Consider the following 20907-nt stretch of genomic DNA (forward strand, 5'->3'; position numbering starts at 1 on the left):
GCACGCCACCTCGTCAACGCCTACGATTCACCGAGGCGATCGAGAACCGCGAGCAGGACCGAACATTGATGTAGCCCAATATTTGCCAACGCGGATGGTGGGATCGGTGCGAACCGGGCGATGTGGACTTGTCGGTGCGATGGGGCATGCTCTTGACACGCAGATGTCAACGAGCCCGCCCGGAGTGCACCCATGTCGTCCCGTCGAACGAAGCCACAACCGCTGTCCGACACCGAGATTCGGCAGATCGCCGCGGATATTGCGGGCGGCCGCCCACCCATGGTGTGGTTCACCGCCGCCGCCGTCGGCATCCCGGAGGGCCGTTCCGGGAAGGTGGTCGCGCTCGGTGAGCCCTCCGAGGGAGACTTCCTCCAGGTGCGGCCGACCGGATCCAAAGACGTGCTGTCGTTCTCGCCCACCGAAGTCACGCTGACCAAACCGGCCCGGCGCCAGCCCGCCGCGGCCGCGAAATCGAGCACCGCGAAAAAGACAACGGCAACCAGGAAGGACACCGCAGTGACCATGCCGCCGACCGTCCACACGCCCGCGCCCACCCCGGAACCGGCGAAACCCGCCGCCGCCGAACCGAATTCGCCCGCCAAACCGGCGGACGCCGCCCCCAAGCCCGCCGCCAAGCCGAGCGGCGCCGCCCCCAAGCCCGCGAAGTCCGCCGCGGCCCGCAAGCCCAAGGCCCCCGAGGTCACCGTCACCCTCTCCGGCACCACCGAGGGCGAGTGGACCGTCGACGTCGTCAACGGCAAGAAGCGCACGGTCCGCGGCCTGCCCGTCTCCGGCGCCGCGGTCGCCCAGGCCGCCAAGCTCCTGCACCCGGAGGTCGCCGAGGTCGTCGACTCGATCCTGGAGTCGGTCCGCACCAGCCAGCGCGCCAAGGTCGAACAGCTCCAAGCCGAACTCGAACAGGCCCGCAAACTACTCGACGAGCTGACCGACTGAGGATTCCGCGCCGGAATGACAAGAGCTCTTCGTGATCCCGGTGCGCGAGCTCTTCGTGATCCCGGTGCGCGAGCTCTTCGTGATCCCGGTGCGCGAGCTCTTCGTGATCCCGGTGCGCGAGCTCTTCGTGATCCCGGTGCGCGAGCTCTTCGTGATCCCGGTGCGCGAGCTCTTCGTGATCCCGGTGCGCGAGCTCTTCGTGATCCCGGTGCGCGAGCTCTTCGTGATCCCGGTGCGCGAGCCCTTCGTGATCCCGGTGCGCGAGCCCTTCGTGATCCCGGTGCGCGAGCCCTTCGTGATCCCGGTGCGCGAGCCCTTCGTCATTCCGGTGCGCGAGCTCTCCGTCATTCCGGCGCGTTGGCCCTCCGTCATCCCGGCGCGCTTTTGGCCATCCCGGCGCGCTTTTGGCCGGGACCTAGACCGCCTGTTCGCGGGGCCAGCGGCAGTGGGACAGGTCGGTGTGCCCGCGGTGGCGGACGTCTTCGTGGAAGGCGTAGCCCAGCGAGTACTCCTTGGCGTGGTACATCGCCGAATCGGCCTCGCGGAGCAGGTCGTAGACGGTCGCGTCGGCGCTGCGCGGGCCGCTGCACGCGATGCCCAGGCTGGCCGCGATCCGCACCTCGCCGACGCTGAGCTCGAAGGGCTTGGTGAAGGTGGCCAGCAGGCGTTCGGCCAGCTGCTCGGCCTCCTGCCGCCCGCCGTCCGCCAGCACCACGAATTCGTCGCCGCCGTAGCGGGCCGCCATGTCGTCGCGGCGGATGATGCGGCGGATCCGGGCGGCGGCATTGGCGATGAGCTCGTCGCCGACCGCGTGTCCGTAGCTGTCGTTGATCGTCTTGAACCCGTCGAGGTCGATGAACAGCAGGCAGACCGGCCGCCCGGTCCAGCGCTCCTGGTCGCGGGCCGGTGCGCGCAGCAGCGCCGACCGGTTCAGCAGGCCGGTGAGCATGTCGTGGTCGGCCTGGTACTGGGCGCGGCGTTCGCTGCGCGCGCTGCGCACGATGGCCCGCTCGCTGCGCGCGAGCACCCCGATCAGCAGGCACGCCAGCAGCGCCGACACCACGATCCGGTCGAGGGCGCTCAACCGCGTGCCGACGGCGGGCACCAGCGACGCCACGACCAGCGCCACCGCGATCACATTCGCCCGCTGCCGGGACCGATGCGGATGGATCTGCCGCGGCCCGCCCAGGGCCGTCATGGTCGGCTGCAGCGCCGCCAGACCCATGGCCAGATAGGCGAACAGCGTCGGCGCCAGCAGCACCCGGTGGTCGATGTGGATGGTTCCGGCCGTGGCCAGATTGTGCAGCACATCGGTGACCACGACCGCCAGCGCGCTCACGTGCACCAGGCGCAGCGAGACCTCCGAGCGGTTGGCCGTCACCATCGAATGGGTGACCAACGTCAGCAGCCCCGCGTCCAGCAGCGGGAAGACGATCGCCAGCGCCGTCGCCCGGTCCGGCGTGTGCGTGGCGTGCAGCACCGGCGAGATGAGGAACATCCACGACGCCAGCAGCGAGCCCAGCCCGATCAGCGCCGAGTCGAGCATGACGTCCGGTGGGTAGCTGGCCCGCCGGGGACACAGCCACAGATACGCCGCCACGCCCACCCCGACGTAGCCGGCCAGCGTCGCCGCATCGTCCAGCGGATGCGCGTGATCGCTGGTGACGATGCGCATCGCCGTGCCCACGGCGAACAGGATCGACGAGGCGCCCAGCAGATACCAGGACGCCGGCGCGGGCGGGCGGTGCCGCCGCACGCCGATGCCGATCATGATCAGTGTCGCCGTCGCGACCGTGCCCAGCGCGAGTAGCGCCGCCGAGCGCGAGCCGACGAACAACGGTGTCGCGACGATTGTCGCGGCGGCCACCGACAATGCGGTGTGCCACCAGTTTCCGAGCGGTCGCCCGAACAGATGCCGGACGCCGATCGCGTGCTGTTCGAGTGCCATCAGCCCCCCTTGTCCGCTCCGTCCCCTATGAACTCGGCCGCGCCGCGGATCCGTGAACGCCGCGCGACCCCCACGCTCACCCGATGCTCGGGGTGTGTCGCGCCGACCGAGTACCGGGAGATGTTGCACGAACAGATGTCCCGGCCGGGGCCCACGGGTACGGCCCCGAGACCTGGACAACCGACTTGATCATGGCACGAAGACGGGGTCCTTGTCGCGTACTCGAGGCCGCGAAGGGGAATCTTGCATCGTAGATCGTGGTGCGCCGCGCGTGTTGCGGAAAGCGTGCTGCAAACTTTTCCGCTCCGGGGTCCGGGTCGATGGCGGGATCCCGCCGGGCGGTACGGGCCCGCGCAATTCGGGGCTTGCCCTCCGGTTCCTGCACCATGCGGTCGGCGGAGAGGTTGCGGCCCCGGCGAATTCGGCCATCGGTAATACTTGCCGGGTGATTGCTTGCACCCCTGACAACCCGTCTCCCGGGATCGGGCGGGTGGCCCCGAAACCGGACACGCTCTCCGCGCGTGTCGTCTCGGCGTGTTCATGTCGGGGTCCTTTCCGTGGCGACCCAGTGTCGCATTTCGGAGGAGTGTCGTGCGCCAAAACGCCGCTGCGACAGGGGAATTCGTTCCGGACGGAACGAATCACGCCCTCCCGCGCCGCCTCTGCGCGCTCCCGTATGGGTAGACTCCGCGCGCCGCGCTCGGCGAGCGGTTCGCTGGTCGATATCGGGCCTTTCACCGGGACGCGGCAAAACGGACCGGTCGAACCACTCCTGTGAGCGCTAACAAGCCGCTAGTATCCCGACCGGTCATCCGATGATGTTTCTCGACAGGAGAGCTGAATGCCGCCCGCTGCTGAGCCCCCAGGACTGATCGATTCGGTGTTGGCAGGGGGTACGCCGCACGTGTTAGCCGAAGGCACCACTTTGCGGCTGGACGCCGCACCCGTCGATTACGTCCTCGTCGCACTGTATTTCGTCTTCGTCCTGGGCATCGGCCTGCTGGCCCGGCAGCGGGTGTCGTCGAGTATCGACTTCTTCCTGTCGGGCCGTTCGCTCCCGGCGTGGGTGACGGGCCTGGCCTTCATCTCCGCCAACCTGGGCGCGGTGGAGATCATGGGCATGTCCGCCAACGGCGCCCAGTACGGCATGCCGACCATGCACTACTTCTGGATCGGCGCGGTCCCGGCCATGCTGTTCCTCGGCGTGGTGATGATGCCGTTCTACTACGGCTCCAAGGTGCGCAGCGTGCCGGAATTCATGCGGCGGCGCTTCGGCACCGGGGCACACCTGGTGAACGCGATCAGCTTCGCGCTCGCCCAGGTGCTCATCGCCGGCGTGAATCTGTATCTGCTGGGCAGCATTCTGAACGTGCTGCTGGGCTGGCCGCTGTGGGTGTCGGTGATCGTCGCCGCGGTGATCGTGCTCTCCTACATCACGCTCGGTGGTCTGTCGGCGGCGATCTACAACGAGGTGCTGCAGTTCTTCGTCATCGTCGCCGCGCTGCTGCCGCTGACCCTGGTCGGCCTGCACCGCGTGGGCGGCATCGGCGGACTGAAGGACAAGCTGCACACGATGCCGGACGGCGCGCAGCAGCTGCACTCCTGGCCCGGCAACGAGCTCAGCGGCTTCGGCAGCAATGTGCTGTCGGTGATCGGCATCGTGTTCGGCCTGGGCTTCGTGCTGTCGTTCGGGTACTGGACCACGAACTTCGTGGAGGTGCAGCGCGCGCTGGCCACGCACTCCATCTCCGCGGCCCGCCGCACGCCGATCATCGGCGCCTTCCCGAAGATGTTCATTCCGTTCATCGTCGTGATCCCGGGCATGATCAGCGCGCTGATCGTGCCGCAGGTCGCCGAGTACAAGGCCACCGGCAAGGGCGATGTCACCTACAACCAGGCGCTGCTGTACCTGATGAAGGACGTGCTGCCCAACGGCCTGCTCGGCGTGGCGCTGGCGGGTCTGCTGGCCGCGTTCATGGCCGGTATGGCCGCGAACATCTCCGCGTTCAACACCGTGTTCAGCTTCGATCTGTGGCAGCAGTACGTGGCCAAGGACAAGCCGGACCACTACTACCTGACCGTGGGCCGCCTGGCCACCGTCGGCGCGACCGTGATCGCGATCGGCACCGCGTTCATCGCCGGGAACTTCTCGAACATGATGGACTACCTGCAGACGCTGTTCTCGTTCTTCAACGCGCCGCTGTTCGCCACGTTCATCCTCGGCATGTTCTGGAAGCGGATGACGGCGACGGCCGGGTGGGTCGGCCTGGTGTTCGGCACGCTGTCGGCGGTGGTCGTCTTCATCCTCGACAAGGCGGGCGCGTTCCACCTGTCCGGGCAGGGCTCGAGCTTCGTCGCCGCCGGTGTGGCGTTCGTGGTCGACATCGTGCTCAGCGTCGTGGTCAGTCAGTTCACCGCACCCAAGCCCGCGGCCGAACTGGTGGGCCTGGTCTACTCGGAGACGCCGAAGGCACAGCTCAACGATCCCGACGCCGCCTCGCTGCCCTGGTACCAGCGCCCGGTGCTGCTGGCCGGGATCGGGCTGGTCATCGTGATCGCGCTCAACGTCCTCGTCGGATAAGGAAGTAACGCAATGCTTTTCGACATCCGCACCATCGTCGGCTCGCTGCTCGGCCTGTACGGCGTGATCCTGGTCGTCACCGGCCTGGTGCACAACGTCGCCGCCGAGCGCGCCCGCGCCGGCGGCTGGAACACCAACCTGTGGGCGGGCATCGGCATGCTCGTCGTCGCCGCCGCCTTCCTCGCCTGGGTCGTCTTGCGCCCGGTCAAACCGCCGCAGGCGGCAGAAGCGGCGGAGACTCCGGCGGAGTAACCACCACGGCCGCTACTCCGGGCTGAACGGCTCGTTGATCGTCGAGAAATACTGCGCCACGGCGGCGATCGTGAAGGGCGCGGTGATGAAGATCTGACCGGCGAGGGTGCCGAGCGCGCCGAGGGCGGCCGCACCGGCGAGGCAGCCGACGACCGCGCCGGGTAGGAACGAGAACAGCCCGCCGATAATGCCGGTCGCCAGCGTCGCGCCCGCACCGACCGCGAGCCCGCCGAGCACGCAGCCGACCGCGCCGCCGCCGATGCCGCCCACCAGGGTGCCGATGGTGGCGCCCAGGCCGATCGTGCTGTTCATCCGGTCCCAGGCGGCCTGCTCGCGGTCCTCGCGGGTCTTCCAGCGCGAGACGGGCCGGACGGGCAGGTCCACCGGCTTGTAGACCGCGTGCGCGCGATCGAACCGCGGGGTGAGAGTGGCGGTGCGGTCGTGGATTTCGGCCTGGATCGGGAAGGCGAAGTCGTCGACGCGAAATTCCAGCGGAATCCCGGCCACCGCGCGCCCGTCGGGGGCATTGATGGTGAAGATCCCGTTGTCCGCGGTCATCGACCCGGCGTCGGTGCGAATGACCGCGGACTGGTCGATGACTGTTGCCTGGTAATCGATCCCGGGATGACGGGGAAGGGCAGGCGCGGCGGTGGCGGTCCCCGCGGTGGCGGCGATGGCCGTGGCGGCGAGGATGCCGGTGGCGGCGAGTTTGTCGAACCTCATCGGGAGTCTTCTTTCGTATGGGACAGTGGGTATTTGCTGGATAGGTGCTGTGTGCGCTGAAATGGGTAGCGCAAGGGGGCTTTCGGCTCCGGTCACCGAATTCGCGTGATCGCGACCGGATTTCGCGAGTGCCCGCACCCGATGGGTAATCCGAAGTCCGTCATCGGCGACGGGCCGGACTCAGGCGGTGGCGCGCCTGCGCTGGAACAGGCCGACGAGCACGTCCACGATCAGGAAGCCGACCAGGCTGATCCCGATCAGCGGGGCGAACCAGCCGACCAGCACGGTCACCGCGATCAGCGGCGCCAGCACGGCCACCGGGGTCCGCCGCAGCACACCGCGGCGCGGGCCCCTGGCGAGCGCGAACGAGCCGTCGGCCCGGGTGGGCCTGCGCCGCCACCACATCAGGTAGCCGCGCGCGATCACGGTGATCAGCGCGACCATCGTCAGCAACAGCAGCAGCTGATTGGCCACCCCGAACATCAGGCCCATGTGCAACTGGATGCCCCAGTTGCTGAGCTTGGCCATGAGCGGCCAGTCCGCGTAGCGGAGCAGGTCCACCACGTCGCCGGTGCGGCCGTCGACGGCGATCGAATCCTGGGTGAGCACGCCCGGCAGGCGGCGCTCCTTCACCACGAACGCGGTGCCGTCCGCCGCCGGGACGGCGATCTCCACCGGACCGTCGATGCCGTGGCCGCGCGCGTCCGCGAACGCCTTGTCCGCCTGGGCCGCTCGGTCGGCGGACACCGGCATGCTCATCGCGGGGCCGCCGCCGTGGTGGTCGTGCTCGCCACCGGCGGGCACGGCGGGACCGGTCGCGTCCGGCAGCCTGGTGTCGACCGTCGGCGTGGTCCAGCTGAGCTCCTGGCGCAGCCGATCGATGTGCCCGCCCGCGTGGGTCGACCACGTCATGCCGGTCGCGGACAGGAACAGCAGCGGCAGCAGAATCCAGATGCCCACGGCCGCATGCCAGTTCAGCGCCCGGCTGCGCCCGGTGCGGGACCGATCCGGCCACGCCAGCCAGCGCGCCCCGCGGCGTTCCCGGCGCGAGCGCACCCGGCGCACCCAGATCACCAGCCCCGCCAGCGCGACGATCCACAGCCACGACGCGGCCAGCTCGCTGTAGAGGCGACCGGCCTGGCCGAGGTGAAGATCCTTGTGCAGCACGTCGATCCAGGTGCGCAGGGGCAGCGAGCCGGAACTGCCGTACACCACGCTGGTGCCGACGGACCGCGCGGTCACGGGGTCGACGAAGACCGCGCGCCGCTCGGACTCCCCGAGGGACGGATCGGCGAACAGGACCCGGGTGGTGTCACCCGCGTGCTGCGCGGGCGCGACCGCCACCAGCGACAGATTCGGCTCCGCGGCCACACCGGCCGCGATCTGATCGGCCAGTGGCCGCGCCGGACCGTTCGAATCCACATGCAGCAGGTCGCGATTCACCACCGACTCCAGCGTCGGCGAGATCGCGTACAGCGCGCCGGTGACGGCGGCGACGAGAATGAACGGCGCCACGAAGACACCCGCATAGAAATGCAGGCGCATGGCCAGCGCCTGCCAGGAAGTGCGTGCGGCGGATCGCCGCGCCCCGGACGACTCCGGGACCGGTTGCGGCACAGGGGCGCCCGCAACCGGGATATCGGTCATGCTCAAATCGGTGGTGCTCCTGGTTCGAGAGACACCCGGGGCGCACACGAAAACCCTTCGTGCGCCCGGGTGTTGGAAGAATTCAGACTCGAACGAGAGCGGGCGGGCCGCGGGTGCGGAGCGTGTCGGCGGCGAGGACGCGCAGAATGACCCGGTCGCGGTGGGTGATTCGGAGCAGCGGCCCGGCGATGGCCGGGGTGCCGCGCAGCACCGGGAGCGCCCGGGCCAGCACCGCGGTCCCGATCCGATAGGCGGCCTCGGCGCCGAGGATGACGACGGCGGCGCAGACGGCCGCCACCAGGTGGGCCGCCAGCATGGCGGGTGTCCACATCGACTTGCCGTGCTGCATGTGCATCATGCCGACGGACATGGTGGTGTGCCCGAGCAACTGGCCGCCGACCAGCGCGGTGATCAGCCCGCACACGGTGCTGCGCAGCGGGCCGACGCCGGACACCAGCGCGCCCACCACGGTGCACGCGGCCACCAGCAGCGCCAGCGTGCCGGATTCCAGCGGCATGCCGCCCGAGGCCCAGCCGTGCGCGGCAATGGACAGCGCACCCGAAACCGATCCGGCCGACCCCCCGCGGAACCGCGCGACCGCCGCCCGGCGCGACCGCGCCTGCGCGGCGGTGCGGCCCGGGGACCGGCCGGAATCGATCATCACGCGCCGATGATAGCCGATGATTTACGGCGTATTTTCAGGCGATCTCAGCAATTTGCCAGGGAATCACTGATCGTCGATATTCATCTCCACCAGCGGTTTCCGTAGGAGTTTGCCGGTGGCGTTGCGGGGGAGCTCGTCGAGGAAGACGACGTCGCGGGGGACTTTGTAGCGGGCGAGGTTGGCTTTGACGTAGTCCTTGATTTCCTGGGCGTCGCGGGGGGAGTCGGGGCCGGGGACGACGAAGGCGCGCAGGCGTTTGCCGTAGTCGTGGTCGTCGACGCCGATGACGGCGGCTTCGAGGATGTCGGGGCGGTCGGCGAGGAGGTGTTCGACTTCCTGGGGGAAGACGTTCTCGCCGCCGGAGACGATCATGTCGTCGTCGCGGCCGTCGATGTAGAGCAGGCCGTGTTCGTCGAAGTGGCCGACGTCGCCGGAGGACATCATGCCGTCGACGGTCTCCTTGGTGCGACCGTCGGTGTAGGCCTTGAACGAGTGCGCGTTCTCGATGAAGATCGTGCCGGTCACGTGGGGTGTGGTGATTCGCTGCCGCTTCTCGTCGAGCAGTGCCAGCCGAATGCCGACCGGGGGGCGGCCCGCGGTGTTCGGCGCGATGCGCAGTTCCTCGGGACCGGCGACCGAGATCACCGCGCACTCGGTCGACCCGTACACGTTGTAGAGGACGTCGCCGAAGTAGTCGAGGCTGCGGGACACCACGTCCGGCGGAATGGCCGAACCGGCGGCGAAGATCATCCGCAGCGACGACATGTCGTACTTCTTCAGCGTCTCGGGCGGCAGATCCAGCATGCGCTGCAACATGGTCGGCACCACGACCAGCGAGGACGCCTGGTACCGCTCGATATTGGCGAGCGTGCGCTCCGGGTCGAAACGCCGCTGCTGGAAGATCATCCGATTGCCCAGCGCCAGTCCCAGGGTGAACTGCGACAGCCCGGTGGCGTGGAAGATCGGCGCGGCGACCACCATGGACCCGTTGCGCGGCAACGGAATTCGATCCAGCAGCTGCGCCGAGATGAACGGGCTCACCTTCTCCCGCGGCGCGCCCTTCGGGGTGCCGGTGGTGCCGCTGGTGAGAATGACCATGCCGCCCGGCTTCTCGGGCGCGGCGACCGCGTCGGGGGATCGGCCCTCGCGCAGCGAGTCCAGTGTGGGGATCGACGGATCCACCCCGTCCTTCTCGTCGACCCAGGTGAGGATGCGCGGAATGTCGGCCGGGATGGCGCTCATCAGCTCGACGAATTCGCTGTCGTGCAGTACCGCCTTCACACCCTCGCGGGCGGCCACGTCGGCCAGCTGCGGCTTGGCGAAGCCGGTGTTCATCAGCACCGCCCGCACGCCGAGCTTGCCGGTGGCGGTCAGGCTCAGCACCATGCCGCGATGATCGCGGGCCAGCACCGCCACCACATCGCCCTGCCGCAGCCCCTGCGCGGCCAGGCCGCGGGCCAGCTGATTGGACTGCGCGTTGATCTCGCCGAAGGTCAGCTCCCCGCGCTCGTCGACGATGGCGGCGGCGTTCGGGGAGGTCTGCGCGGCATGCATGATGACGCCCGCGAAGGGCCCGAACTTGCCGACATTGAGCGCCGAGCGCACCGCGTGATCGGGGCGCAGCGGATTGATCAGCCCGCGCTTGCGCATGGCATTGACGCCCAGAGCCATATCTCCGGCCTTGCGGAGGACGGCGCTCGCTGAAGACGGAAGGACAGCTGACATAGGTACAACCTTCCGCGATCCCGCCGGCGGGGGCTGGCGGACCGCAACGTCGAGATCCAGTGCGCTGCTAACCCTAGCAAGCAGTGCAGGTGAGGTGTGGTTCGAGTCTCTGTAACCGACGGTACCTCTATAACCGGCCGGTCGTCCTACGGGGTGATCTCGAATTCCACGAGCTGCCTACGCAGCAGTTTCCCGGTGGCGTTGCGAGGCAGCTCGTCGATGAAGATCACATCGCGGGGCACCTTGTAGCGGGCCAGGTTGGCCTTCACGTGGGCGCGGATCTCCTCGGCGTCGGGGACGGCGGTGCCCGGTTCGGGCACGACGAAGGCGCGCAGGCGCTTGCCGAACTCGGCGTCGTCCACGCCGACCACCGCGGCGTCGAAGACGTCGGGGCGCTCCAGCAGCAGATTCTCCACCTCCTGCGGGAAGACGTTCTCACCGCCGGACACGATCATGTCGTCGTCGCGGCCGTCGACGAACAGCAGGCCGTGCTCATCGAAGTGGCCGACATCGCCGGAGGACATGTAGCCGTCGATGATCTGCTTGGTGCGGCCGTCGGTATAGCCCTCGAACTGCCCGCCCGCGCGAACGAAGATGCGCCCGGTGACATTTCGGCCGCGGACGCGGTGGCCCCGATCGTCGAACAGCGCCACCTCGCAGGTGACGGGCGAGCGGCCCGCGGTGCCCGGCGCGAGCGCCAGATCCCGCGGCGTGGCGACGGTCGCGACCGCGCATTCGGTGGATCCGTACAGGTTGTGCAGCACCGGCCCGAACGCCTCGGTGGCGCGCACGGTGAGCTCGGGGGAGAGGGCGGAACCGGCCACCAGGATGGTGCGCAGCGACGAAAGGTCATGGCGCGCACGGACATCCGGATCGAGTTCGACCATGCGGTGCAGCATGGTCGGCACCGCGACCAGCATCTCGATGCGGTGTTGTGCGATGAGAGCCAGGGTTCGCCCGGCATCGAAGCGGCGGGTGAGCACGGTGGTGTTGCCGAGGCCGGTGGCGACCATCCAGCTGGCCAGGCCGGTGCTGTGGAACAGGGGCGACACGATCATGACCGTGCCCCGCGCCGGGAACGGGATGCGGTCGACGATCTGGGCGGTGCCCAGCGGGGTCGCCCGATTGCGCGCCGCCCCCTTGGGCAGGCCGGTGGTGCCGCTGGTGAGGATGACGAATCCGCCCGGCCGCTCGGGCAGCGCCAACGGGGTCGTGGGGTTCGAGGCGATGAGCGCATCGAGGGTCGTTGCCCCGCTGGGCAATTCGGCGCCCTCGTCGACCCAGGTGAGCACCCGCGGCAACTCCGGCGCCACCGCGTCGAGCAGTCCGACGAATTCGCTGTCGTGCAGCACCGCCCTGACCTGCTCGCGCTGGCACACCTCGGCGAACTGCGGTTTGGCGAAACCGGTATTCATCAGCGCGAGGCGGGCGCCGAGCTTTCCGGCCGCCACCATCGCCAGCAGCAGCCCGCGATGGTCGCGGGCGAGAATGCCCACGACGGTCCCCGGGCCGACGCCCAAGCCCCGCAGGCCGTGCGCGACCGCGGTGGACTGCTCGTCGAGCTGCCGGAAGCTGAGCGCGCCGCGCTCATCGATCACCGCCGTCCGCTCCGGCCACACCCGCGCCGCATGCCGCACCGCCGACGCCTGCGGCCCGAGCACCCTGACCTCCTGCGCCGTCCGCACCGTCTCCAGCGGACTACCCAGATCGACCACCCGACGCTCCCGCAAAACCTTGAGCCCCTGGACGATCTCCGCCGTATGAATCACCCTGCGCTGCAACCCCTGTAGGACCGAGCCCGCCATGGCCCACCTCCGTGCCCCGAGCGTGAACCGCCGCCGATCGACGGCGTATACCGGACGGTAGCAGCGCGAGTGTGACCCGGGATACAGAAATCCGGCCAAACCGGCGACCGCCGTGTCGACCCTGACACGCCGCAGAACTCGCACAAATTTGCGATTATGCGCGAAAACCGAAGCGCGCCTGCTTATCCTGGCGGCACTTCCTTCCGAGGGGCGGTGAACGTGGTCCAAACGCCGCGCCCAGGAAGGAGGTGGGTGGGAATGGCGAAACATCGCCGACCAAAGAGCAAGGCCCCGGTCGATTACGGCATCGTGCTTGCAATCGCTGCCGTCATCGCCGGGGCGCTCATAACCCTGGTCCGCTGGTTGCGGGCTAGGTAGCCCACCCGGTGGGGGGTCGTAGCAGCGGCGTCCCACCACCAACATCACTCTCGTGACTCCGCCATTGTAGCCGGACGCCGCCCACCCAGCGCCCTTTTACCCGATCTACTTCAGCTTGTCGCTCGACAGCCCCAGCACCCGCCGGGCCACGATCAGCTGCTGGATCTGCTGTGTCCCTTCGAAGATGTCCAGGATCTTCGAGTCTCGGCCCCACTTCTCCAGCAGTGTGCGCTGGGAGTAGCCGAGCGGGCCTGCCAGTTCTACGGCCTTGAGGGTGACGTCGGTGCCCATGCGGCCCGCCTTGGCCTTGGACATGGAGGCTTCCAGGGAGTTGGGCTTCTTGTTGTCGGCCATCCAGCCGGCGCGGAGGGACAGCAGGTAGGCCGCTTCCCAATCCGCTTCCAGGCGAAGGAATTCCGCGGCGGCGGCGTGCTGGTTGTTGGCGGGGGTGTCGTAGGAGATTTCGACGCCCGCGTCGGTGAGGATGGTGCGGAGTTCCTCGAGGGCGGCGCGGCCTACGCCGACCGCCATGGCGGCCACCAGGGGGCGGGTGTTGTCGAAGGTCTGCATGACCCCGGCAAAACCCTTCTCCACGTTGACTTCCGGGCTGCCGAGGATGTTGTCCTTCGGGATGCGGCAGTCCTCGAGGCGGAGTTCGGCGGTGTCGGACGCCTTGATGCCGAGCTTGTGCTCGAGGCGAGCGACGGTGAGGCCCTTGGCATCTCGCGGCACTACGAACGACTTGATGGCGGCGCGGCCCTTGGTCTTGTCGACCGACGCCCACACCACGATGTGCGTGGCCCGCGACCCCGCGGTCACGAAGATCTTGGTGCCGTTGAGAACCCACTCGTCGCCGTCGAGCACGGCGGTGGTGGACACCGCGGCGGAGTCGGAGCCGAACGACGGCTCGGTGATCGCCATGGCGGCCCACACCTTGCCGAACCGCTCCAGCTGCTCGTCGGTGGCGACCGCGGCGATGGCGGCGTTGCCGAGGCCCTGGTAGGGGATCGACAGCATCAGGCCGACGTCGCCCCACGAGGTCTCCAGGGCGTTCATCAGCGCGGACATATTGCCGCCGTTGGAGTTTCCGAGCAGCTCGGTGGCGTGTGCGTCCGGCTCGGCGGCGCCCTCCTTGGCCTTGCGGCCGCCGGTGGCGCCGGAGATGTCCTGCGCGCCCGAGTCGGCCAGGCCCTCCACCATGGCGGCCATGGTGTCCAGCTCGACCGGGTACTCGTGCTCGCCGAGGTCGTACTTGCGCGAGATCGGCCGGAAGATCTCCGAGGCGACCTGGTGGGCCTGATTGGCGCTGGCCCGCAGCTTCTTGGGGAGTTCGAGATTGATCATGGAAGTTCTCCGTTACGAAGTCGGGCCGGATCAGACGAGGACGACACCTTCGGCGACGCCGATGGCACGCAGATCGCGGTACCAGCGCTCGACCGGGTGTTCCTTGGTGAAGCCGTGACCGCCGAGCAACTGCACACCGTCCAGGCCGATCTGCATGCCCTTGTCGGCGGCCAGCTTTCGAGCCAGCTGCGCCTCGCGGGCGAACGACAGTCCCTGCTCCGCGCGTGACGCACCCCGCAGGGTCACGAGCCGCAGGCCGTCGAGCTCGATGGCGATATTGGCGACCATGAACGCGACCGCCTGCCGGTGGGCGATCGGCTCGCCGAACGCCTCGCGCTCCTTCACGTACGGAATCACGTAGTCCAGCACGGCCTGTCCGGTGCCGACGGCCAGCGAGGCCCAGCCCAGCCGGGCCAGCCGCACCGCGTCGGCGTACTCCTCGGCGCGCTGGACGGCGTCGCCGTCGCCCAGGACCGCGTCGGCGGAGACCGCGACATTGTCCAGGATCAACCGGCCCAGGCCCGCGGCCCGCAGGCCCATGGCCGGGTCGGCCTCGATGACCACGCCCGGGGTGTCGGACTCGACGATGAACAGCGCCGGGCGGCCGTCGAGTTCGGCGCCGACGAGGAACAGCTCGGCGTCGGCGGCGGCCGGGACCAGGCTCTTCACCCCGTTGAGGCGGTAGCCGCTGGGCGAGCGGGTGGCCTTGGTCTGCAGCGCGAACGGGTCGAACAGCGCCCGCGGCTCGCTGATCACGACCGACGCCTGCGGCACGTTCTCACCCGTGAACGCGCCCAGGTAGGTCTGCTGCTGGGCGTCGGTGCCCCACTGCGACAGCGCTACCGCGACGCCCGAGGGCGCCAGGATCGGCAGCGCCAGGCCCATATCGCCGTGCGCCAGGGCCTCGGCCACAAGGGAATTGGTGACCGCGCCACGCTCGGCGGCCGCGCCCTCCAGCTCCTCGGGCACATTGATCAGGGTGATGCCCAGCTCGGCGGCGCGCTCGAGCAGGTCGCGCGGGGCCTTGGCCGCGCCGTCGGCCTCGTAGGCGGCCGGGCGCAGGATCTCGGCGGCGAACTCGCGGACCGTCTCGACGATCATCTTCTGATCGTCGGTGGGGGTCAGGTCGAAGTAGTCCTTGGTGCGGGATTCGTTGGCGGGCAGGCGCTTCGGCTTGCCGCCGCCGGACACCCGGTTGAACGCGCGGGTGGCCGCGCCCAGTGTGCGGAACCCGGTCTTGGTGCCCTCGTAGGTGAGCCGTTCGATGGGCTTGCGCAGCTTGTACTTCTCGGCGAGCTCCGACCCCGTGATGGTCGTCATGACCCGCATGGCCGCGCCCATCCAATCGCGCTTCTGCGGATTCAGCCCGACGGCGGAATCCGGACGTCGCTTCGTTGCGGTGTCTCGAGTGCTCATAATCACCAGTCTTCTCGGGTGGTGGGTGATCCGTCCCAGCATCTTACTTTCGAGTAACACTATCTTACTCCAGAGTAAGAACGCCGTCGAGCGGCAGCATACACACGGCGAACGTGGCGGTGCCACATCCCGGGTGAACATGCCGTTCACCGTGGTATTGCCGCGTGCGGAGAATGCGTAACGACTTGTCGGACGCCTACCGGCCGACGGGGCCGAGCGATCCGTAATCCATTGGGTGCGTTGAACGCTGTCTGTGTCGTTCGGAGTCGAGTACCATCGAGTGGTCACGTGAGTGATGCTGGCGGTGGGACGCCGGGTCTGTTCCGACGCCCCACCTTTGATGGGTCAGCTAGCCCGTTGGATAAACCAGCGGACCAGTATGAGCGCCCCGGCGATCACGGCAGTGCCTGCCAAGACCATGCCGTAGTCGACCGGGGCCTTGCTCTTCGGTCGGCGATGTTTCGCCATTCCCCATCACCTCCCTCCTGGGCGCGGTGTGTGGACCAAGTCCACCGCCCCTCGGCCGGAGGTGTGCCCACCTTACGTCAGCGCACCGACCGAAACCGTTGAAACGCAGACGATTCCGAGGCGCGCCGGGGCACGGCGTGTCGGGTCAGGCGCGCAGGCGAGCCAGGACCGCATCGTGCAGCAGCCCATTGGTGCCCACGGCGCTCCCGCCGTGCGGCCCCGCCGCACCGTCCAATGCGGTGAATGTCCCACCGGCCTCGCGAATCAGGATGTCGAGCGGCGCCAGGTCCCACAGCGACACCTCGGGTTCGGTGACGATGTCGACCGCGCCCTCGGCGAGCAGGCAGTAGCCGAAGAAGTCGCCGTAGCCGCGGGTGCGCCACACCTCGTCGGTGAGCGCGATCAGCTGGTCGCGACGGCCCAGGTCGCGCCAGCCGGACAGGCTGGAAATGGCCAGGCTGGCCGCGCCCGGCTCGCGCACCGCCGAGACGCCGATCCGCCGCGGCTCCGCGGTCTCGAACCGGGTCCAGGCGCCCGCACCGGCCGCCGCCCACCAGCGCCGCGCCAGCGCCGGGGCGCTCACCACACCCACCACCGGCACGCCGTCCTCGAGCAGCGCGATCAGCGACGCCCACACCGGCACCCCGCGCACGAAGTTCTTGGTGCCATCGATCGGATCGATCACCCATTGGCGGCCGGTGAACTCGGCCGCGCCGCCGAACTCCTCGCCGAGCACCGCGTCGCCGGACCGCTCCTGTTCCAGCAGCGCGCGCAGCGCCTGCTCCACCGCCAGATCCGCGTCCGACACCGGAGTGAGGTCCGGCTTGCTGTCCACCCGCAGGTCCAGCGCCCCGAACCGGGCGCGGGTGATCGCGTCGGCCGCGTCGGCCAACCGGTGGGCGAGGGCGAGGTCGCTGGGGTACTCGGTCACGCGGACAGTCAACACCAGCGGTACCCTGCCGCGCGAATCCCGCTGACCTCGGCATATTTCGCCGGATCGGCCCCGACCGGTAGATTGGACCATCGTGCATCCTGACGTTTCCGCCGATCTCGCCGAACTCGACACCACCCTGAAGACGGTCGAGTCGGTGCTCGATATCGACGAGCTGCGCCGCCGCATCGACGAACTCGAGCAGCAGGCCGCCGACCCGGACCTGTGGAACGACCAGGAGCACGCGCAGGGGGTCACCAGCGAACTGTCGCACGCGCAGAACGAACTACGCCGCGTCACCGAGCTGCGCCAGCGCCTCGACGACCTGCCGGTGCTGTACGAGCTGGCCGAGGACGAGGAGGGCGAGGCCCGCACCGCCGCCCTGGCCGACGCCGACGCCGAACGCGCCGCCCTGCACGCCGATGTGGAGGCGATGGAGGTGCGCACCCTGCTGTCGGGCGAGTACGACAAGCGCGAGGCGCTGGTCAACATCCGCTCCGGCGCGGGCGGCGTGGACGCCGCCGACTGGGCCGAGATGCTCATGCGCATGTACCTGCGCTGGGCCGACCGGCACAAGTACGCGGTCGAGGTCTACGACACCTCCTATGCCGAAGAGGCGGGCATCAAGAGCGCCACCTTCGCGGTGAAAACCCCCTACGCCTACGGCACCCTGTCGGTGGAGATGGGCACGCACCGGCTGGTGCGCATCAGCCCGTTCGACAACCAGGGCCGCCGCCAGACCTCCTTCGCCGAGGTCGAGGTGCTGCCCGTCGTAGAGACCACCGACCATATCGACGTGCCCGAATCGGAGATCCGCGTCGACGTGTACCGCTCCTCGGGTCCGGGTGGCCAGAGCGTCAACACCACCGACTCCGCGGTCCGCATCACCCACATTCCGACCGGCATCGTGGTCACCTGCCAGAACGAGAAATCGCAGCTGCAGAACAAGATTTCGGCCATGCGCGTGCTGCAGGCCAAACTGCTCGAGCGCAAGCGTCAGGAGGAGCGCGCCCAGATGGATGCGCTCAAGACCACCGAGGGCGCGTCCTGGGGCAACCAGATGCGCTCCTATGTGCTGCACCCCTACCAGATGGTGAAGGATCTGCGCACCAACTACGAGGTCAACAACCCCACATCCGTCCTCGACGGCGATATCGACGCCTTCATCGAGGAGGGCATCCGGTGGCGGATGCGCCAGGGCGACGAGTAGCGATTCCTTCCGCCTGGCGTAGTAGCCTGGCTGGCGTGTATTCGGTCGGCGGAATCAATTGCGGTGGTACCCGGTTCACACCGGGAAAGGTGTGCCGGTGATCACGACGCTCGCCTCCGCCGCAATGACCGAGGACCTCGCCTGGTTACGCTCCGGCGGCCTGGAAATCGTGCTGTATGTGATCGGCGCGGTGCTGTTCGGTCGCGTCGTTCAGTTCGTGCGCGATCGGATCACCCGCAGGATCGACGCCGGATTCCAGAGCAGCGATTCGCTTGTGCGGTCGGAGGCGGCCAAGCACCGGCACGCCCTGGCTCAGGTCATCACCTGGGTGGTGCTGAGCCTCGGCTACTTCCTGGTGGCGCTGGAGGTCTTGAAGCGTCTGGGATTCGAGCTCGGCGGGTTGGTCGCCCCCGCCGCGGTGCTCGGTGCCGCGATCGGTTTCGGCGCCCAGCGCGTGGTGCAGGACCTGCTGGCGGGCTTCTTCCTGATCACCGAGCGGCAGTACGGATTCGGCGACGTGGTGCGCATCGCCGTCACCGGGCAGTCCGAGCCCGCCGAGGGCACCGTCGAGGACGTCACGCTGCGGATCACCACCCTGCGCAATGCCGACGGCGAGGTGATCACGGTGCCCAACGGCCAGATCGTGAAAGTCACCAATCTGTCCAAGGATTGGGCGCGCGCCGCGATCGATGTGCCGGTCAAGGCGACTGCCGATATCAACAAGATCAACGAAATCCTGCACGACGTGGGGGCCAAGGCGTTCCAGGATCGCACGCTCAAATCGCTGCTGCTGGACGAGCCCACGGTGATGGGTCTCGAGGATCTGACGGTCGACCAGATGAATATCCGTATGGTTGCCCGCACATTGCCGGGCAAGCAGTTCGAAGTGGGGCGCGAGTTGCGGGTGCGGGTGGCCGCGGCCCTGCGCCGGGAGGGCATGAGTGAAAACGCGTAGATCGACCGCGATCCTGCTCACGGTCTGGATCGCGACATTCGTTGTGTACCTGTTCGTCCGGCCCACCACACCCGCGGGGCAGCACGCTCCCGCATTCAGCCCGGTCGCGAATATCATTCCGAAATCGCAGCATACGCCCGCGCCCGCCAAATGAGCCGCGCGCGATGACCCGAATGAGACACTTCGCCCGCGCCGGTGCGGGCGGGCGGGGTGCCGGTTCGTCGCTGGCTACACTGGCTGCTCGTGATAACCCTGCGGAACGTCACCAAGTCCTACAAGACCTCGACGCGGCCCGCGCTGGACGGTGTTTCGGTCGAGATCGAGAAGGGCGAGTTCGTCTTCATCATCGGACCGTCCGGGTCGGGCAAGTCGACGTTCATGCGGCTGCTGCTGAAGGAGGAGCGGCCCACCGCCGGTGAGGTGCACGTCGCCGATTACCGGGTGGACCGGCTGCCCGGCCGCCGCGTGCCCAAGCTGCGCCAGCGCATCGGCTGTGTCTTCCAGGACTTCCGGCTGCTGCAGCAGAAGACGGTGGAGCAGAACGTGGCGTTCGCGCTCGAGGTGATCGGCAAGAACCGCAAGTTCATCGCCCGCGCGGTGCCCGAGGCGCTGGATCTGGTGGGCCTGTCCGGCAAGGCCGATCGGTTACCGAGCGAGCTGTCCGGCGGTGAGCAGCAGCGCGTCGCGATCGCGCGCGCCTTCGTGAACCGGCCGCTGGTGCTGCTGGCCGACGAACCCACCGGCAATCTCGATCCCGATACCAGTCAGGACATCATGGCGCTGCTGGAACGGGTCAATCGCACCGGCACGACGGTGCTGATGGCCACCCACGACAACCACATCGTCGACGCCATGCGGCGGCGGGTGATCGAGCTCGACCGCGGGCGGGTGCTGCGCGACGAGGCCATGGGCGTGTACGGGGTGGGCCGGTAATGCGCGCGAGCTTCCTGATCGGCGAGGTCCTCACCGGCCTGCGCCGCAATGTCACCATGACCCTGGCGATGATCCTGACCACCGCGGTCTCGCTCGCCATGCTCGGCGGCGGTCTGCTCGCGGTGCAGATCACCAAGAAGACCGAGGACATGTTCCTGGGGCGGCTGGAGATCCGGCTGTTCCTGACGCCCGACATCTCGGCCACCGACACCGACTGCACGCAGGATGCGTGCAAGGCGCTGCTGTCGGATCTGAAGCAGCACGACGGCGTGGTGAGCGTGCAGTTCACCAACAGCGCCGACGCCAAGAAGGAGGCCACCGAGGTCACCTTCAAGGATCAGCCGGAGATGGTGCAGATGATCCAGAACACGACGCTGCCCGCGTCGTTCCGGGTCAAGATGAGCGATCCCGGGCGGTATCCGCAGATCATGAAGGACTATCAGACCCGGCCCGGCGTCCAATCCGTGCACAGCGACCGCGATTTCGTGGACCGGCTGGTGGGATTGTTCGACGGCCTGCGCAACGCGGCCTTCGGGCTGGCGGCGCTGCAGGCGGTGGCGGCCCTGCTGCTGATCGCGAACATGGTGCAGATCGCGGCGTTCACCCGCCGCGAGGAGGTCGGCATCATGCGCATGGTCGGCGCCTCCCGCTGGTACACCCAGCTGCCGTTCCTGCTGGAGGCGGTGATCGCGGCCCTGATCGGCTCGGCCCTGGCCGTGGGCAGCCTGTTCATCGCCCGCCCGCTGGTGATCAACCACGCCCTCGGCGCCTTCACCGACAGCGGCGTCGTCCCCCGCCTCACCGACAACGACATCGCCCTGGCCGCCATCTACATCATCCCGGTCGGCATAATCTTCGCCGCCGCAACGGCTTACGGGACGCTGCGGTATTACGTGCGGAATTGATTGGTTCCCACGCAAAGGGTGCGAGTGCCGGGAGAAGGCGGCGCAGGCCCCGGGGACATCCGTAGGAT

The 20907-nt window shown here is 68.6% G+C and carries 18 protein-coding genes; 8 read left to right on the forward strand and 10 right to left on the reverse strand.

All coding sequences use genetic code 11. The features are described 5' to 3' along the window. Positions 1–192: 192 nt before the first annotated feature. Positions 193–954 (forward strand): DUF6319 family protein, encoded by a 762-nt coding sequence (locus HPY32_RS28970; protein WP_067577520.1) that lies wholly within the window; start codon positions 193–195, stop codon positions 952–954. Here HPY32_RS28970 and HPY32_RS44035 read toward each other — a convergent pair. Both HPY32_RS44035 and HPY32_RS28975 read right to left on the reverse strand, forming a co-directional pair. Beyond that, positions 931–1302: a hypothetical protein gene (locus tag HPY32_RS44035; RefSeq protein WP_216676388.1), complete on the reverse strand. Its 372-nt coding sequence runs from the start codon at positions 1300–1302 to the stop codon at positions 931–933. The genes HPY32_RS28970 and HPY32_RS44035 overlap by 24 nt on opposite strands. A gap of 67 nt (positions 1303–1369) precedes the next feature. Further along, positions 1370–2902, reverse strand: a complete 1533-nt coding sequence (locus HPY32_RS28975; protein ID WP_082870496.1) for a GGDEF domain-containing protein — start codon at positions 2900–2902, stop codon at positions 1370–1372. Positions 2903–3743: 841 nt separating this feature from the next. Between HPY32_RS28975 and HPY32_RS28980 the strand changes: the two genes are divergently transcribed. Together HPY32_RS28980 and HPY32_RS28985 are read left to right on the forward strand one after the other, a co-directional pair. Further along, positions 3744–5483 carry a sodium:solute symporter family protein gene (locus HPY32_RS28980; protein ID WP_082870497.1) on the forward strand — a complete coding sequence of 580 codons (1740 nt, stop codon included), beginning with the start codon at positions 3744–3746 and terminating at the stop codon, positions 5481–5483. 12 nt (positions 5484–5495) lie between these two features. Further along, on the forward strand, positions 5496–5735 hold the full coding sequence (locus HPY32_RS28985; RefSeq protein WP_067577522.1) for a hypothetical protein: 240 nt from the start codon (positions 5496–5498) through the stop codon (positions 5733–5735). Positions 5736–5747: 12 nt separating this feature from the next. Here the strand turns inward: HPY32_RS28985 and HPY32_RS28995 are convergent, their stop codons facing one another. The 8 genes from HPY32_RS28995 to hisN all read right to left on the reverse strand — a co-directional run bounded on the left by HPY32_RS28995 (position 5748) and on the right by hisN (position 16836). Then, the gene (locus HPY32_RS28995) at positions 5748–6458 is read right to left on the reverse strand and encodes a DUF8020 domain-containing protein (protein WP_067577523.1); all 711 of its coding nucleotides are present in this window, start codon (positions 6456–6458) and stop codon (positions 5748–5750) included. Positions 6459–6638: 180 nt separating this feature from the next. Further along, on the reverse strand, positions 6639–8105 hold the full coding sequence (locus tag HPY32_RS29000) for a PepSY-associated TM helix domain-containing protein (protein WP_067577525.1): 1467 nt from the start codon (positions 8103–8105) through the stop codon (positions 6639–6641). A gap of 82 nt (positions 8106–8187) precedes the next feature. Beyond that, positions 8188–8766: a hypothetical protein gene (locus HPY32_RS29005; protein ID WP_082870498.1), complete on the reverse strand. Its 579-nt coding sequence runs from the start codon at positions 8764–8766 to the stop codon at positions 8188–8190. A gap of 66 nt (positions 8767–8832) precedes the next feature. Continuing rightward, positions 8833–10494: an acyl-CoA synthetase gene (locus HPY32_RS29010; protein WP_067577528.1), complete on the reverse strand. Its 1662-nt coding sequence runs from the start codon at positions 10492–10494 to the stop codon at positions 8833–8835. A gap of 146 nt (positions 10495–10640) precedes the next feature. Continuing rightward, complete coding sequence (locus tag HPY32_RS29015; protein ID WP_067577531.1) at positions 10641–12299, reverse strand: acyl-CoA synthetase; 1659 nt, start codon at positions 12297–12299, stop codon at positions 10641–10643. A 483-nt stretch (positions 12300–12782) separates the two neighbouring features. Next, positions 12783–14021: an acyl-CoA dehydrogenase family protein gene (locus HPY32_RS29020; RefSeq protein ID WP_067577533.1), complete on the reverse strand. Its 1239-nt coding sequence runs from the start codon at positions 14019–14021 to the stop codon at positions 12783–12785. A 30-nt stretch (positions 14022–14051) separates the two neighbouring features. After that, positions 14052–15443, reverse strand: a complete 1392-nt coding sequence (locus HPY32_RS29025; protein WP_373686679.1) for an acyl-CoA dehydrogenase family protein — start codon at positions 15441–15443, stop codon at positions 14052–14054. A gap of 607 nt (positions 15444–16050) precedes the next feature. Then, a complete protein-coding gene (gene hisN / locus HPY32_RS29030) occupies positions 16051–16836 on the reverse strand; it encodes a histidinol-phosphatase (RefSeq protein ID WP_067577537.1) in 786 nt (261 codons plus the stop codon). Between the two features lie 94 nt (positions 16837–16930). Here hisN and prfB point away from each other — a divergent pair, with 94 nt between their 5' ends. The 5 genes from prfB (at position 16931) to ftsX (ending at position 20839) form a co-directional block, all read left to right on the forward strand. After that, the gene (gene prfB / locus HPY32_RS29035; protein ID WP_067577539.1) at positions 16931–18046 is read left to right on the forward strand and encodes a peptide chain release factor 2; all 1116 of its coding nucleotides are present in this window, start codon (positions 16931–16933) and stop codon (positions 18044–18046) included. 124 nt (positions 18047–18170) lie between these two features. Next, entirely contained in the window at positions 18171–19001 is an 831-nt protein-coding gene (locus HPY32_RS29040; RefSeq protein ID WP_067584248.1) for a mechanosensitive ion channel family protein, read from the forward strand. Then, positions 18988–19155 carry an Rv3103c transmembrane domain-containing protein gene (locus HPY32_RS46955; protein ID WP_195143508.1) on the forward strand — a complete coding sequence of 56 codons (168 nt, stop codon included), beginning with the start codon at positions 18988–18990 and terminating at the stop codon, positions 19153–19155. The genes HPY32_RS29040 and HPY32_RS46955 overlap by 14 nt, the downstream gene beginning before the upstream one ends. Positions 19156–19244: 89 nt before the next feature. Further along, on the forward strand, positions 19245–19934 hold the full coding sequence (gene ftsE / locus HPY32_RS29045) for a cell division ATP-binding protein FtsE (protein WP_067577540.1): 690 nt from the start codon (positions 19245–19247) through the stop codon (positions 19932–19934). After that, positions 19934–20839: a permease-like cell division protein FtsX gene (gene ftsX / locus HPY32_RS29050; RefSeq protein WP_067577546.1), complete on the forward strand. Its 906-nt coding sequence runs from the start codon at positions 19934–19936 to the stop codon at positions 20837–20839. The genes ftsE and ftsX overlap by 1 nt, the downstream gene beginning before the upstream one ends. The last annotated feature ends 68 nt before the right edge of the window (positions 20840–20907 follow it).

It is taken from the genome of Nocardia terpenica (genome assembly GCF_013186535.1).
Taxonomy (GTDB): domain Bacteria; phylum Actinomycetota; class Actinomycetes; order Mycobacteriales; family Mycobacteriaceae; genus Nocardia; species Nocardia terpenica.

Coding starts and splice junctions, on each gene's coding strand:
- HPY32_RS28970 (WP_067577520.1), top strand. CDS start 193: ATGTCGTCCCGTCGAACGAAGCCACAACCGCTGTCCGACACCGAGATT.
- HPY32_RS44035 (WP_216676388.1), bottom strand. CDS start 1,302: ATGACGGAGAGCTCGCGCACCGGAATGACGAAGGGCTCGCGCACCGGG.
- HPY32_RS28975 (WP_082870496.1), bottom strand. CDS start 2,902: ATGGCACTCGAACAGCACGCGATCGGCGTCCGGCATCTGTTCGGGCGA.
- HPY32_RS28980 (WP_082870497.1), top strand. CDS start 3,744: ATGCCGCCCGCTGCTGAGCCCCCAGGACTGATCGATTCGGTGTTGGCA.
- HPY32_RS28985 (WP_067577522.1), top strand. CDS start 5,496: ATGCTTTTCGACATCCGCACCATCGTCGGCTCGCTGCTCGGCCTGTAC.
- HPY32_RS28995 (WP_067577523.1), bottom strand. CDS start 6,458: ATGAGGTTCGACAAACTCGCCGCCACCGGCATCCTCGCCGCCACGGCC.
- HPY32_RS29000 (WP_067577525.1), bottom strand. CDS start 8,105: ATGACCGATATCCCGGTTGCGGGCGCCCCTGTGCCGCAACCGGTCCCG.
- HPY32_RS29005 (WP_082870498.1), bottom strand. CDS start 8,766: ATGATCGATTCCGGCCGGTCCCCGGGCCGCACCGCCGCGCAGGCGCGG.
- HPY32_RS29010 (WP_067577528.1), bottom strand. CDS start 10,494: ATGTCAGCTGTCCTTCCGTCTTCAGCGAGCGCCGTCCTCCGCAAGGCC.
- HPY32_RS29015 (WP_067577531.1), bottom strand. CDS start 12,299: ATGGCGGGCTCGGTCCTACAGGGGTTGCAGCGCAGGGTGATTCATACG.
- HPY32_RS29020 (WP_067577533.1), bottom strand. CDS start 14,021: ATGATCAATCTCGAACTCCCCAAGAAGCTGCGGGCCAGCGCCAATCAG.
- HPY32_RS29040 (WP_067584248.1), top strand. CDS start 18,171: ATGACCGAGGACCTCGCCTGGTTACGCTCCGGCGGCCTGGAAATCGTG.
- ftsX (WP_067577546.1), top strand. CDS start 19,934: ATGCGCGCGAGCTTCCTGATCGGCGAGGTCCTCACCGGCCTGCGCCGC.